General features: G+C 72.0%; 15 protein-coding genes. 4 read left to right on the forward strand and 11 right to left on the reverse strand.

Going from position 1 to position 13,173, the window contains the following annotated elements; translation table 11 throughout:
• Positions 1–102: 102 nt before the first annotated feature.
• The 4 genes from ligA to LE548_RS26045 all read right to left on the reverse strand — a co-directional run bounded on the left by ligA (position 103) and on the right by LE548_RS26045 (position 4,695).
• Positions 103–2,301: an NAD-dependent DNA ligase LigA gene (ligA, locus tag LE548_RS26030; RefSeq protein ID WP_225099370.1), complete on the reverse strand. Its 2,199-nt coding sequence runs from the start codon at positions 2,299–2,301 to the stop codon at positions 103–105.
• Positions 2,302–2,316: 15 nt separating this feature from the next.
• The gene (locus tag LE548_RS26035; RefSeq protein WP_225099371.1) at positions 2,317–3,324 is read right to left on the reverse strand and encodes a methionine synthase; all 1,008 of its coding nucleotides are present in this window, start codon (positions 3,322–3,324) and stop codon (positions 2,317–2,319) included.
• Positions 3,325–3,449: 125 nt separating this feature from the next.
• Positions 3,450–4,148, reverse strand: a complete 699-nt coding sequence (locus tag LE548_RS26040) for an SDR family oxidoreductase (protein WP_225099372.1) — start codon at positions 4,146–4,148, stop codon at positions 3,450–3,452.
• Between the two features lie 7 nt (positions 4,149–4,155).
• Positions 4,156–4,695 carry a TIGR00730 family Rossman fold protein gene (locus LE548_RS26045; protein ID WP_225099373.1) on the reverse strand — a complete coding sequence of 180 codons (540 nt, stop codon included), beginning with the start codon at positions 4,693–4,695 and terminating at the stop codon, positions 4,156–4,158.
• Positions 4,696–4,746: 51 nt separating this feature from the next.
• On the opposite strand from LE548_RS26045, the gene LE548_RS26050 reads away from it, so the two are divergent.
• Entirely contained in the window at positions 4,747–5,070 is a 324-nt protein-coding gene (locus LE548_RS26050) for a DUF427 domain-containing protein (RefSeq protein WP_225099374.1), read from the forward strand.
• Between the two features lie 37 nt (positions 5,071–5,107).
• The gene (locus LE548_RS26055) at positions 5,108–5,890 is read left to right on the forward strand and encodes an alpha/beta fold hydrolase (RefSeq protein ID WP_225099375.1); all 783 of its coding nucleotides are present in this window, start codon (positions 5,108–5,110) and stop codon (positions 5,888–5,890) included.
• Positions 5,891–5,977: 87 nt separating this feature from the next.
• On the opposite strand, the gene mnmA is transcribed toward LE548_RS26055, so the two are convergent.
• The 4 genes from mnmA to LE548_RS26075 form a co-directional block, all read right to left on the reverse strand.
• Positions 5,978–7,102 (reverse strand): tRNA 2-thiouridine(34) synthase MnmA, encoded by a 1,125-nt coding sequence (gene mnmA, locus LE548_RS26060; protein ID WP_225099376.1) that lies wholly within the window; start codon positions 7,100–7,102, stop codon positions 5,978–5,980.
• 345 nt (positions 7,103–7,447) lie between these two features.
• The gene (locus tag LE548_RS26065) at positions 7,448–8,617 is read right to left on the reverse strand and encodes a cysteine desulfurase family protein (RefSeq protein WP_225099377.1); all 1,170 of its coding nucleotides are present in this window, start codon (positions 8,615–8,617) and stop codon (positions 7,448–7,450) included.
• 79 nt (positions 8,618–8,696) lie between these two features.
• Positions 8,697–8,975: a DUF4190 domain-containing protein gene (locus tag LE548_RS26070; RefSeq protein WP_225099378.1), complete on the reverse strand. Its 279-nt coding sequence runs from the start codon at positions 8,973–8,975 to the stop codon at positions 8,697–8,699.
• A 32-nt stretch (positions 8,976–9,007) separates the two neighbouring features.
• On the reverse strand, positions 9,008–9,175 hold the full coding sequence (locus LE548_RS26075) for a hypothetical protein (protein WP_225099379.1): 168 nt from the start codon (positions 9,173–9,175) through the stop codon (positions 9,008–9,010).
• 133 nt (positions 9,176–9,308) lie between these two features.
• On the opposite strand from LE548_RS26075, the gene LE548_RS26080 reads away from it, so the two are divergent.
• Positions 9,309–9,935 carry a TetR family transcriptional regulator gene (locus tag LE548_RS26080; protein WP_225099380.1) on the forward strand — a complete coding sequence of 209 codons (627 nt, stop codon included), beginning with the start codon at positions 9,309–9,311 and terminating at the stop codon, positions 9,933–9,935.
• A 79-nt stretch (positions 9,936–10,014) separates the two neighbouring features.
• Here LE548_RS26080 and LE548_RS26085 read toward each other — a convergent pair whose 3' ends face one another.
• Positions 10,015–10,410, reverse strand: coding sequence for a hypothetical protein (locus LE548_RS26085; protein WP_225099381.1), 396 nt, complete (start codon positions 10,408–10,410; stop codon positions 10,015–10,017).
• 44 nt (positions 10,411–10,454) lie between these two features.
• A complete protein-coding gene (locus LE548_RS26090; protein ID WP_225099382.1) occupies positions 10,455–11,480 on the reverse strand; it encodes a YafY family protein in 1,026 nt (341 codons plus the stop codon).
• Between the two features lie 103 nt (positions 11,481–11,583).
• On the opposite strand from LE548_RS26090, the gene LE548_RS26095 reads away from it, so the two are divergent.
• Entirely contained in the window at positions 11,584–12,183 is a 600-nt protein-coding gene (locus tag LE548_RS26095; RefSeq protein ID WP_225099383.1) for a TIGR03086 family metal-binding protein, read from the forward strand.
• 63 nt (positions 12,184–12,246) lie between these two features.
• Here the strand turns inward: LE548_RS26095 and LE548_RS26100 are convergent, their stop codons facing one another.
• Positions 12,247–13,107, reverse strand: a complete 861-nt coding sequence (locus tag LE548_RS26100; protein WP_225099384.1) for a thioesterase family protein — start codon at positions 13,105–13,107, stop codon at positions 12,247–12,249.
• Between the last annotated feature and the right edge of the window lie 66 nt (positions 13,108–13,173).

The following is a 13,173-nucleotide window of genomic DNA, read 5'->3' on the forward strand; positions in this document are numbered from 1 at the left end:
GCCGCTGAAGGCTTCCACGGGCACCGGTCGGCAACGGTTGCCCGAATGCGCCCAGGCCACCCGTATGCATCTGATATGCGCCGATCGGGTGGCCTTCAACCGCTACTCCTCGGTCGGAAGCGCGACTTCGGCCGCGGCGTCCGGGCCCTGCTCCAAGAGGACCGAGAAACCATCTTCGTTCAGGACCGGGACCTTCAATTGCATGGCTTTGTCATACTTCGATCCGGGGTTGTCACCCACAACGACGAACGAAGTCTTCTTCGATACCGATCCGGTCACTTTTGCGCCCCGGCTCTGCAGTGCCTCCTTGGCGCCGTCCCGGGTGAAGTTCTCCAGCGTGCCGGTGACCACGACGGTCAGCCCCTCCAGCGGGCGCGGGCCCTCGTCCTCGCCGGTGGCCTCGTCCTCAAGCGGGACTCCGGCGGCCTTCCACTTGCGGACGATCTCGCGGTGCCACTCCTCCGCGAACCATTCCTTGAGCGCCGTGGCGATGATGGGGCCGACGCCGTCGGTGGTCGCCAGCTCCTCCTCGGTGGCCTGTTCGATACGGTCGATGGAGCGGAACTCGCGCGCGAGGGCCTGCGCGGCCACCGGTCCGACGTGCCGGATGGACAGTCCGTTGAGGAACCGGGCCAGCGGGCGCTGCTTGGCCGCCTCGACGTTCTCCAGCAGGGCGAGGGTGTTCTTCTTCGGCTCGCCCTTCTGGTTGGCAAAGACCGTGACGACCTTCTCCTCGCCCGTCTTCGGGTCCCGCTTGGGCAGACCGCTGTCGGGGTCGAGGACATAGGCCTTGATGGGCAGCAGCTTCTCCACCGTCAGGTCGAACAGGTCGCCCTCGTCCACCAGCGGCGGGTCGGCCGGCTCCAACGGCCGGGTCAGCGCGGCGGCGGCCACCGCGCCGAAGCCCTCGATGTCCAGGCACTCGCGGCCCGCCAGGTAGGACACGCGCTCGCGCAACTGGGCCGGGCACGTACGGGCGTTGGGGCAGCGGAGGTCGATGTCGCCCTCCTTCATGGGCCGCAGCGCCGTGCCGCACTCGGGGCACTCGGCCGGCATCACGAACTCCCGCTCGCTGCCGTCCCTGAGGTCGACCACCGGGCCGAGGATCTCCGGGATGACGTCACCGGCCTTGCGGATGACGACCGTGTCCCCGATGAGCACGCCCTTGGCCTTGACGACCTCCTGGTTGTGCAGGGTGGCGAACTCGACCTCGCTGCCCGCGACCGTGACCGGCTCGACCTGGGCGTACGGCGTGACGCGGCCGGTGCGGCCGACGCCCACCTTGATGTCGATGAGCTTGGTGTTGACCTCTTCCGGCGCGTACTTGTATGCGATCGCCCAGCGCGGCGCCCGCGCGGTGGAGCCGAGGCGGCCCTGGAGGCGGATCTCGTCGAGCTTGATGACGGCGCCGTCGATCTCGTGCTCCACGGAGTGGCGGTTCTCGCCGTCGTAGTGGGCGATGAACTGCCGTACGCCGTCGAGGTCGTCCACCACGCGGTTGTGCGGGGAGGTGGGCAGGCCCCAGGTCTTCAGCAGGTCGTACGCCTGGGAGAGGCGGGTCATGCCCGTGAAGCCCTCCAGGGCGCCGATGCCGTGGACGACCATGTGCAGCGGGCGGGTGGCGGTGACCCGCGGGTCCTTCTGGCGCAGCGAACCGGCGGCGGCGTTACGGGGGTTGGCGAACGGCTTGTCACCGGCCGCGACCAGGCGTTCGTTCAGTTCGAGGAACTTCTCCATCGGGAAGTAGACCTCGCCGCGGATCTCCACGAGGTCCGGCACCTTGTCGCCGCCCAGGCGGTCCGGGATCTCGGCGATCGTACGGACGTTGGGCGTGATGTCCTCGCCGGTGCGGCCGTCGCCGCGAGTGGCCGCGCGCGTGAGGCGGCCGTTCTCGTACGTGAGGTTGACCGCGAGGCCGTCGACCTTCAGCTCGCACAGGAAGTGGTACTTCTGGTCGCCGAGTTCGCGCGCGATGCGGTCGGCCCAGGCGGCCAGCTCGTCGTCGTTGAAGGTGTTGTCGAGCGACAGCATGCGCTGGCGGTGCTCGACCGCCGTGAACTCCGTCGCGTACGACCCCGCGACCTTCTGGGTGGGCGAGTCCGGGGTGCGCAGCTCCGGATACTGCTCCTCCAGGGCCTCCAGGGACTTCAGGAGCTTGTCGAACTCCGCGTCGCTGATGACGGGAGCGTCCTTCACGTAGTACCGGAAGCGGTGCTCCTCGACCTGCTCCGCCAGCTGCGCGTGCCTGTCCCGTGCCTCGGCGGGCACTGCCGTCTCCGCCTGCTGCTTGTCGCCGGCCACCGTGTTGTCCTCCCGTTACTCTGGGTTGTCCGCGAGGGATCTCGCCGCCCGGACGCAGTGGGCGAGCGCCTGGCGAGCATAGGCGGGGGAAGCGCCCGCCAGACCGCACGCCGGGGTCACCGTGACGGCCTGCGCGAGCAGCCCTGGTCGCAGCCCCAGCCTGCGCCACAGCGTCCTGACACCCATGACGCTACCGGCAGGGTCTGACAATGGGCCGTCCGTGCCCGGTACGACACCGGCGAACAGCCGTGTGCCGGCCTCGACGGCCTCGCCGATGGCGTCGTCGTCACGCTCGGTGAGGAGCGAGAAGTCGAAGGAGACGGCGGCCGCGCCGGCCCGGCGCAGCAGGGCGAACGGCACGTCAGGGGCGCAGGAGTGGACGACCACGGGGCCGTCGTGGTGCACGCCGACGACATCCCGGAGCGCGGCCTCCACGAGCTGGCGGTCGACGGCGCGGTGGGTGCGGTAGCCGCTGGCGGTGCGGACCTGGCCGCGCAGGACGGCGGTGAGCGAGGGCTCGTCGAGCTGGAGGACGAGGCGGGCGCCGGGGATGCGGCGCCGTACCTCGGCGAGGTGGAGGCGGAGGCCCTCGGTGAGGGAGGCGGTGAGGTCACGGCAGGCGCCGGGGTCGGAGAGGGCGGCCTCGCCGTTCTTCAGCTCCAGGGCGGCGGCGAGCGTCCAGGGGCCGACGGCCTGCACCTTGAGGTCGCCCTCGTAGCCTTGCGTGAACTCCTCCAGGGCGTCCAGGTCCTCGCCCAGCCAGGACCGGGCGCGCTTGGTGTCCCGGCCCGGCCGGTCCCCGATCCGCCAGCCGCTGGGCTCCACGCGCGCGTACAGCTCGACCAGCATCCCGGCGGTACGACCGATCATGTCGGCTCCGGGCCCCCGCGTGGGCAGCTCGGCGAGGAACGGGAAGTCCTCGAAGCTTCCGGTGACCGTCTTGGCGGCTTCCCTGGCGTCGCCGCCGGGCATGGACCCGATGCCGGTGGCCGGGGGGAACGTGAACTCACTGCTCTCACTCACTCCGGAAGGGTATGCCGTGGCGGCACAAGGGGGCTCCGCCCCCTGTACCCCCGCCTATGCCCACCTGTGCCCGCCCGTGCCGCCCATCACCCGACGCGGTCGGCAGAGAAGCGCGGCCCCGGAGGTCACCGGCCCGGCCGTACCGTCAGGTCGTTGACCTCGGCGTCCCTGGGCAGGTCCAGGGCCATGAGGATCGTCGTGGCGACCGACTCGGGATCGATCCACTTGGCGGGGTCGTAGTCCTTGCCCTCCTGCTGGTGGACCTTGGTCTGCATGGGGGTGGCCGTGCGGCCGGGGTACACCGTGGTGACGCGGACGCCGGCCGCGTGTTCCTCCTGGCGCAGGGAGTCGGCCAGGGCCTTCAGGCCGTGTTTCGAGGCGGCGTAGGCGGACCAGCCCGCGTGGGCGCTCAGGCCTGCCCCTGAGTTGACGAAGATCACATGGCCGCGGGCGGCGCGCAGCTGGGGCAGGAAGTGCCGGGTCAGCTCGGCCGGGGCGATCAGGTTGACGTTGAGCTGGTGGTGCCAGGACTTGGTGGTCAGGTCGCCGACCTCGCCCAGGTCGACGACCCCGGCGATGTGGAGCAGGGAGTCCACCCGGTCGGGGAGCGTCTGGTGGGAGAACGCCCAGGAGAGCCGGTCCGGGTCTGCCAGGTCGCCCACCAGGGTGCGGGCGCCGGGGAACCCGGCCGCCAGCTCCTTCGCGCGGCCCGCGTCGCGCGCGTGCAGGACGATGTCGTCCCCGCGCGCGTGCAGCCGGCGGGCGACGGCGGCGCCGATGCCGGAACCGGCACCGGTGATCACATGAGTAGCCATGCCCGCCATGCTCGCATCAGCGGGCGCCCAGGTGGCCTTCCAGGTGGGCCAGCGCGGCGACGGGTTCCTCGGCGAAGTACATCAGCTCGGCCAGCGGACGCGGCAGGAAGCCCTCGGCCTCCATGCGGCGGAACTGCTCCTTGAGGCCGTCGTAGAAGCCCGCGGTGTTCAGCAGCACGACCGGCTTCTCGGTGCGGCCGTGCTTCTTCAGCTCCAGGATCTCCGTGGCCTCGTCCAGCGTGCCGGTGCCGCCCACCATGATCACCACGGCGTCGGCCTTCTCCAGCAGCAGTTTCTTGCGCTCGGCGAGGTCGGCGGCGATGACCATCTCGTCGGCGCCGGGCCGCGCCTTGTTCGCGAGGAAGTCCACGGACACGCCCAGCAGCCTGCCGCCCGCCTCGTGCACCCCGTCGGCGACGACCTTCATCAGACCGACGTTGGAGCCGCCCCACACCAGGGTGTGGCCGGCCTTGCCGAGCAGTTCCGCGAACTCGCGCGCGGGGCGCGTGTAACGCTCGTCGAGGTCGGCGGCGGACAGGAAGACGCAGATGTTCATGGCCCCCACCGTACGCGGGAAGAACCGGGCGCCCGCCGGTGCTGTCCGGATATGACCGAAGGACACACCATCACCATCGAGCAGGGCGAGCGGCACGTGCGCGTGGTGCACGGCGATCTGGTGCTCGCGGAGTCCGACCGTCCCCTGGTGCTGCGCGAGACGGGCTGTCCCGCGCGGTACTACATACCCGCCGAGGACGTACGCCTCGACCTGCTGACCCCCTCGGACACCCACACCGTCTGCCCCTTCAAGGGCACGGCGTCGTACTGGTCGCTGCCGGACGCGCCGGACCTGGTCTGGGCGTACCCCGACCCCAAGCCGGGAGTCGCGGAGATCAAGGATCACTTCTGCTTCTACGACGTCGACGTGTCGTGAGCGACGAGTCCATGCGGGTACGGCAGTCTGCACCGACATGGACAAGAAGACGACTTCCCGCGACGGCACCGCCCTCGCGTACGAAGTGACCGGCCAGGGGCCCGCGGTGATCCTGGTGTGCGGCGCGATGTCCACCGGCGGCACCGTGGCACCCCTGGCCGCCCGGCTCGCGGACCGCTGCACGGCCGTCGTGTACGACCGCCGGGGCCGCGGCGCGAGCGGGGACACGGCACCGTACGAGGTCGCGCGTGAGGTGGAGGACCTGGCCGCGCTGCTCGACGCGGTGGGCGGGGACGCCTCGCTGTTCGGGGTCTCCTCGGGCGGCGCGCTGGTGCTCCGCGCGGCAGCGAGCGGGCTGCCGCTGCGCCGGGCGGCGGTGTACGAGGTGCCGTACGCCGACTTCCTCCAGGGCGGCGCCGAGCGCGAGGCCGTGTACAAGGAGCAGCTGAACAGGGCACTGTCCGACGGCCGGCGCGGGGACGCGGTGGAGCTGTTCCTGCGGCTGACCGGGCTCGGCGAGGAGATGATCCAGGGCGCCCGGCAGTCGCCGATGTGGGCCGGCATGGAGGCCGTGGCACCGAGTCTCGCGTACGACGACGCCGTCATGGGCGACGGACTGCTCCCGCGCGAGCGGCTCGCGGCGGTCTCCGTGCCGGTGCTGTCCGTCGTGGGCGGGGCGAGCCCGGAGTGGATGCACCGGGCGGCCCAGGCCGTCGCGGAGGCGGTGCCCCAGGGCACCTACCGGGTGCTTCCGGGGCAGACCCACATGGTGGAACCGGACGTGCTGGGGCCGGTGCTGGCCGACTTCTTCACCGGCTGAGGATTCACCGGCTGCTGAGGATTCACCGGCTGAGGATCCGGCGGCGTACCCCCGAAAGAGCCACACCGCCGGCGTACCCCCTGAGAGCTACACCGCGGCCGCTGTCGCGCGCGTGGTCGTCGCGATCGTCGCCGAGCCGACCACGCGCGTGCCGTCGTACAGGACGATCGCCTGGCCGGGGGCGACGCCCCGGACCGGCTCGGTGAAGGTGACGCGGAGTTCGCCGTCGACCGGCTCCGCGGTGACCTCGGTCTCGCCGCCGTGGGCGCGCAGCTGGGCGGTGTAGGTGCCGGGGCCGGTGGGGGCGGTGCCGCACCAGCGGGGCTTGATCGCGGTGAGGGCGGTGACGTCCAGGGCGGCGGCGGGGCCGACGGTGACCGTGTTGGTCACCGGGGAGATGTCGAGGACGTAGCGCGGCTTGCCGTCGGGGGCCGGGGTGCCGATCCGCAGGCCCTTGCGCTGGCCGATGGTGAAGCCGTACGCCCCCTCGTGCGTGCCCAGCTTGGCGCCGGACTCGTCCACGATGTCGCCCTCGGCCCTGCCGAGGCGCTGGGCGAGGAAGCCCTGGGTGTCGCCGTCGGCGATGAAGCAGATGTCGTGCGAGTCGGGCTTCTTGGCGACCGCCAGCCCGCGCCGCTCGGCCTCCGCGCGGATCTCGTCCTTCGTCGTCACCGTGTCACCGAGCGGGAACAGCGCGTGGGCGAGCTGCCGGTCGTCCAGCACACCGAGGACGTACGACTGGTCCTTGGCCATGTCGGAGGCGCGGTGCAGCTCACGGGAGCCGTCCTCGCGCACGATCACCTTGGCGTAGTGGCCCGTGCACACCGCGTCGAAGCCCAGCGCGAGCGCCTTGTCGAGGAGCGCGGCGAACTTGATCTTCTCGTTGCAGCGCAGGCAGGGGTTGGGGGTGCGACCGGCCTCGTACTCGGCGACGAAGTCCTCGACCACGTCCTCGCGGAAGCGGTCGGCGAGGTCCCAGACGTAGAACGGGATGCCGATGACGTCGGCCGCGCGGCGGGCGTCGCGCGAGTCCTCGATGGTGCAACAGCCCCGCGCGCCGGTGCGGAAGGACTGCGGGTTCGCGGAGAGCGCGAGGTGGACGCCGGTGACGTCGTGGCCGGCTTCCGCGGCGCGCGCGGCGGCTACGGCGGAGTCGACTCCGCCGGACATGGCGGCGAGGACGCGGAGGGGGCGCTGCGGGGTCTCAGTCATAGCCCCTCCAGGGTACGGGGCCCCGGGAGGAGCCCCCGAAAGATTTCAAGCGGCCGAAAAAATCAAGGCCAGACCCCTTGCGTACGATAGGTGCCGATTTATCCTTGTATTAGACCTACAAGACGAGTGAGGGAGTTCAAGCGGAGTAGCCGACTTCAGCGAGAGATACAGGATCTCCCTTCACCGAGAGGTACGAGTCTCCGCTGGTGCCGACGTCGACGCTCGGGCTGAGAGGCCGGAAGGTCGCAAGTACTGGACCGGAAGGCGACCCCTACTACCTGATCCGGACAATACCGGCGAAGGGAACCCGCCTTGTAGGTCGCTGCATGTCCCGCCCCGGGATGCTCAGCTGAGGCCCGCCGCCCGCGCCCGTTCCACCGCAGGGCCGATCGCCTTCGCGACGGCCTCCACGTCCGCCTCGGTCGAGGTGTGGCCGAGAGAGAAGCGCAGGGTGCCGCGGGCCAGCTCCGGGTCGATGCCGGTGGCCAGCAGCACATGGCTGGGCTGGGCGACGCCCGCGGTGCAGGCGGAGCCGGTGGAGCACTCGATGCCCTGGGCGTCCAGCAGGAGCAGCAGGGAGTCGCCCTCGCAGCCGGGGAAGGTGAAGTGGGCGTTGGCCGGAAGCCGCCCCTCGGGTGCCGGGTCGCCGCCGAGGATCGCGTCCGGTACGGCACCGCGCACGGCGTCGATCAACTGGTCGCGCAGCGCGCCGACCTCGCGGGCGAACTCCGCGCGCCGCTCGGCGGCGAGCCGGCCGGCGACGGCGAAGGAGGCGATGGCGGGGACGTCGAGGGTGCCGGAGCGGACATGGCGCTCCTGACCGCCGCCGTGCAGGACGGGGACGGGGGTGTGCTCACGGCCGAGCAGCAGTGCCCCGATGCCGTACGGGCCGCCGATCTTGTGGCCGGAAACAGTCATCGCGGCGAGGCCTGAGGCGGCGAAGTCGACCGGGACCTGGCCGAAGGCCTGGACCGCGTCGGCATGCAGCGGGATGCCGAACTCGGCGGTGACGTCGGCGAGTTCGCGCACCGGCAGGATCGTGCCGATCTCATTGTTGGCCCACATCACGGTGGCCAGGGCGACGTCGCCGGGATTGCGGGCGATGGCTTCCCTCAGGGCCTCGGGGTGGACGCGGCCGTAGGAGTCGACGGGGAGGTACTCGACCTTCGCGCCCTCGTGTTCGCCGAGCCAGTGGACGGCGTCGAGGACGGCGTGGTGTTCGACGGGGCTGGCCAGCACCCGGGTGCGGGCCGGGTCGGCGGCGCGGCGGGACCAGTACAGGCCCTTGACGGCGAGGTTGTCGGCCTCGGTGCCGCCCGAGGTGAAGACGACCTCGCTGGGGCGGGCGCCCAGCGCTTCCGCGAGGGTTTCGCGGGACTCCTCGACGGTGCGGCGGGCCCGGCGGCCGGCTGCGTGCAGGGAGGAGGCGTTGCCCGTGATGCTCAGCTGGGCGGTGAGTGCCTCTGCCGCCTCCGGGAGCATGGGGGTCGTCGCGGCGTGGTCGAGGTAAGCCATGGTGAGCCCGATTCTACGGGTCCCGCACGGCTGGGCCCGGCCTCGGATGCGCCTTCTTGCGCGGGAGTCGGCCGGCCGGTCACAGACTCCAGGAGACCGTGTGGCTCAGCTGCATCGACAGAACCAGGACCGCCAGGTCCGCGACGCCCAGGGCGAGGCCCAGCACGGCGCGGCCGCGGCGGGTGGTGCCCCGCCAGAGGGAGACCGCGGCCAGGGCGATGGCGATCGGGCCGAGGAAGATGTTGAGGACGAGCAGGCCGAGCAGGCCGAGGATGAAGGACGCCACGGCCATGCCGTCGGCGTCGCGTGCGCCCCTGCGGGTTTCGGTACCGCTCGTGACGGGTGCGGTGAGTTGCATGGTGGTCAGCTCCGGGAAGTCGTGGCGGACGGTCAGTTGGCCTGCGTACGGCGCCGGCGGCCGAGGCGCTCGCGGATCGCGAACACGCCGAGCCAGACGGCGATGACGGCGGCGATGAGGCCGGTGACGGTGAGCGGTGCGTGGGCGACGGTGCCCAGCACGACTCCGAAGAGCATGAGTGCGACGACGAGGAACAGCATGGGATCGGATCCCCCCTCCGGGATGCCGTTGTGAAGTTTGGGTGAACAGTTGTAGTAACAGTTGTTCACTGACTTCGAGTCTAGCGCCTTCCCCGGCTTTCCAATTCCGGAGAACAGTTGTTAACTGGATGACATGAGTCACACCCTCGGCATCCGGCAGGCGCAGAAGCAGAAGACCCGGCAGGCGTTCCTCGACGCCGCGCTCGCGCTGCTGGAGGAGCAGAGCCTGAGCAGCCTGGGTCTGCGTGAGGTCACCCGGGCGGTCGGCGTCGCCCCGACCGCCTTCTACCGGCACTTCCGCTCGACCGCCGACCTCGGGGTGGCGCTGGTCGACGAGGCACTGGGCAGTCTGCACCCGATGGTGCGCACGACGGTGTCGACGACGGGCGACAGCGAGGAACGCATCACGCGCGCCGTGCGGCTGATCGCCGATCACGTGGCCACCCACCCGGCGCACGTGCGGTTCATCGCCCGGGAGCGGCACGGCGGGGTGCAGCCCGTGCGGGAGGCGATACGGGACCAACTCGCCCGGTTCGCCGAGGAGGTGAAGACCGAGCTGGCCAAGGACCCCGAGGCCGAGGGCTGGAACGACGACGACCTGCTGATGCTCGCCCATCTCTACGTCGACCAGATGCTCATCACCGCCTCGCTGTTCCTGGAGGCGCAGGAGGCTCCGGCGGAGGAGCGGGAGCGGGTCACGCAGCGCGCCCTGCGGCAGTTGCGGCTCATCACGATCGGCCGCAGCCACTGGCTCGGCTGAGCGACCGTACACATACGGCGGGGCCGGCACGCCCGGTGCGTGCCGCCCCCGCCGGCGTACGGCCGACGGTCCTTTTCGGTCAGCCCTGCTGAACCTGGCCGCCGTTCTGCCCGCCGCCCCGGCCGCCGCAGCCGCCGCCCTGACCGCCGCCGGCCGGACCGCCGCCGGAGCCGCCCTGGCCGCCGCCCGCCGGACCGCCGCTCGGCATGCCCGACGGCATCCCGCTGGGAGCACCGGTCGGCTCGGCCCTGGATGCTCCCGAGGGCATGCCGGACGGTGCCCCGCTCGGCCGGCGTCGCTGCGCCCCGGCGCTGGGCATGCCCGACGGCGCCGTACAGGCCTGCTGCTGACCGGAGTTGCCGCCGCCGGAGGACCCGGAGGAGGAGGACGACGAGTCGCCGGAGCCGCAGGCGGCGAGGAGCAGCGGGGACAGGGCCAGCAGGGCGACGGCGGGGGCGAGACGGGCACGCTTCATGAGAATCAGCTCCGGTGAGGATGAGGAAGTCCTGAGAGCCGCACTCAACCAACGCCGCCTTGGCGGTACTTGAGCCCCTCCTGTCCCCCGGCTGTCAATTCCGCTTCCGCGGGCTCCTGGTACAGAGCCGTGACGGAACGGGCACCCGCCAGCAGTTCCGCACGGGCCTCGGGCGGGTCCAGGAGCTCCACCCGGTCGGAGAAGGCGAGGAGTTGGCGCACCGCGCGCAGCACCGGGTACGTCAGCCGGGCGGTGACCCACTCGCCGGTGCCGTCGTCGTCGGGCAGGGCGGTCAGCTCGGCGGCCGCCATCCGCCGGAAGATGTCCAGGAAGGTGCGCCGGACCCGGACGGTGACCTCGATCCCGCCGTCCCGCTCCTCGACCTGGCGGCGCAACGCCTCCCAGGCGTCGGCGAGTTCGACCCCGTCCCTGCGCCGTACGGGGTCGTCGAGGAGCCGGGCCGAGTGCACCCGGTCGGCCCGGAACAGCTGCGGGCGGCCGCGCCGGTCGGCGACCAGATACCAGACGCCCGCCTTGGCGACGAGGCCGTACGGGTCCACGGTGTACGTCCGCGGCTCCTGTTCCCCGCTGTGCCGGTAGCGCAGCCGCAGGCGCCGGTCGGAGAAGACGGCGTCCTGGAGCGCGGCCAGGTCGGCGCTCTGCCGGGGTCCGACGCGCCAGCGGGTGGCGTCGACCAGGATGCGGCGGCTGGTGAGGTCGGCGGCGGGCCGGTGCGGGGCCGGGAGCGCGGCCATGACCTTGCGCAGGGCCGAGCCGAGCGCCGCGTCGAGACCGAGCTCGGCGTGGGCGCCCTGGGTGGCCAGGACGAACAGGGCCCGGGACTCGTCGGCGGTCAGGCCGGTGACGTCGGTGCGGAATCCGGCGAGGAGTTCTATGCCGCCGTGCCGGCCGCGCTCGGCGTACACCGGGACGCCGGAGGCCGACAGGGCCTCGATGTCCCGGTAGATGGTGCGGACCGACACCTCCAGCCGGTCGGCGAGTTCATGGGCGGGGACCCGGCCCCGGGTCTGCAGGAGCAGCAGGATCGACAGCAGCCGGTCGGACTTCACACGGTGAGCATCGCGCCCCGCGCGGGCCGGGCGCAAATGTTGACGGAGTCTGTCAGGTTATCCGGGGATGCTCGGCGCACCAGCCCAGCGAGAGAGGCAGCTCATGACCACCGACGGCTTCACCGACCCGCGCCCCGTCTACACCCGCGCCACCGCACAGGCGGCCGCGCTGATCAGCGCCGTACGCCCCGAGGACCTGACCCGCCCCACCCCCTGTACCGAGTTCGACGTACGCGGTCTGCTGAGCCACATCGTCGGCGGCTCCGGGCGGATCGCGGTGGTCGGCGAGGGCGGCGACGGGATGGCCGTCGAGCCGATCGCCGGGGACGTCGAGGACGACGGCTGGGCCGCGGCCTACGACGAGATCAGGAACCGGGTGCTCAAGGCCTGGGAGAGCGACGAGCGGATGACGAGCGCGGTGCGCGTGCCCTGGGGCGAGGTCCCGGGCCACGCGGCGCTGTCGGGCTACGTGATGGAGATCGTGACGCACACCTGGGACCTCGCCGAGGCCCTCGGCCACCCCCACGAACTCGACCCGGAACTGGCCGAGTTCGCCCTCACCACCGCCCGCACCGTCCTCCCCGACTCCCGCCCCCGCGACACCGCCACCCCCTTCGCCCCCCGCACCCGGGCCCCCGAGAACGCCGGCCCCTACGAGGAGCTGGCCGCCTGGCTCGGCCGCACCCCCCTCGACCACGCCTGACAGGGGGCCGGACGGAGCCGCAGCACGCACCCGTGCCCTGCCTGACAGGGGCCGGTACGGCGCTCAGCCCAGCCGGACGCGGGCGAGCTGGCGGGACTGGGCGACCAGGCGGTTCTCGGTGTCCCAGACCTCGGCGTCCTCCTCCAGGAAGCCGCCGGCCACGTTGCGGGTGGTGATGGCGACCCGGAGCGGGCCGGGGGCCGGGCGGTGGCGGACATGGACCGTGAGTTCCACCGTGGGGACCCAGCCCTTGAGGCCGATCTCGAAGGCCGTCGGGGGCAGGGCGTCCACCGCCAGGAGGAGCGAGAGGGGGTCCGCGTCGCGGCCGTCGGCCAGGCCGAACCAGGCGCGCATCTCGCCCCTGCCGGAGGGCGCGCCGAGGGCCCAGCCGAGCGTCGACGGGTCCAGCTTCAGCATCAGGCGGTCCGCGATGGCCGAGCTGCCCTCGACCGGTGCCGGGCCGTCCTGCGGACCGAAGCACTGGTCCAGGGGCGGGATCGCGGGCGGGGTCGCCGTCGTGCGGACGTCGTCGGGGAGCTCCGCGAGGTCGCCGTACGAGGCGAGGACGCGGATGCGCTCCACCTCGTTGCCCGCGTCGTCGTACTGGAAGAGGGAGGCCTGGCCGGTGGAGAGGGTGCGGCCGGTGCGGACGGTCTCCGTGCGGACGACCGCCGGGCCGGGGCGGGACGCGGTCAGGTAGTGCGCGGAGATGGTGAAGGGGTCCGGGTGCGGGAGCGTGTCCGCGAGGGCCCGGCCGAGCACGGCCAGCAGATAGCCGCCATTGACGGCGCTGATGATGGTCCAGCCTGCCGAGAGGTCGATGTCGTAGACACCGGGCTCGCGCCGGGTGACCGCGGTGTCCCGGTCGAACTCGCTGTCGCCGATCACGGCCGGTACGGCCGGTGCGGAAGCTGCTTCTGGCATGGATGAACGGTACAACAGGAAACTACTAAGCGGTAGCTTTCCGATGCTAGGCTTCGTCTTACCGTT

This window comes from Streptomyces sp. CoH27 (assembly GCF_020181035.1).
In the GTDB taxonomy this organism is placed as follows: Bacteria; Actinomycetota; Actinomycetes; order Streptomycetales; family Streptomycetaceae; genus Streptomyces; species Streptomyces camelliae.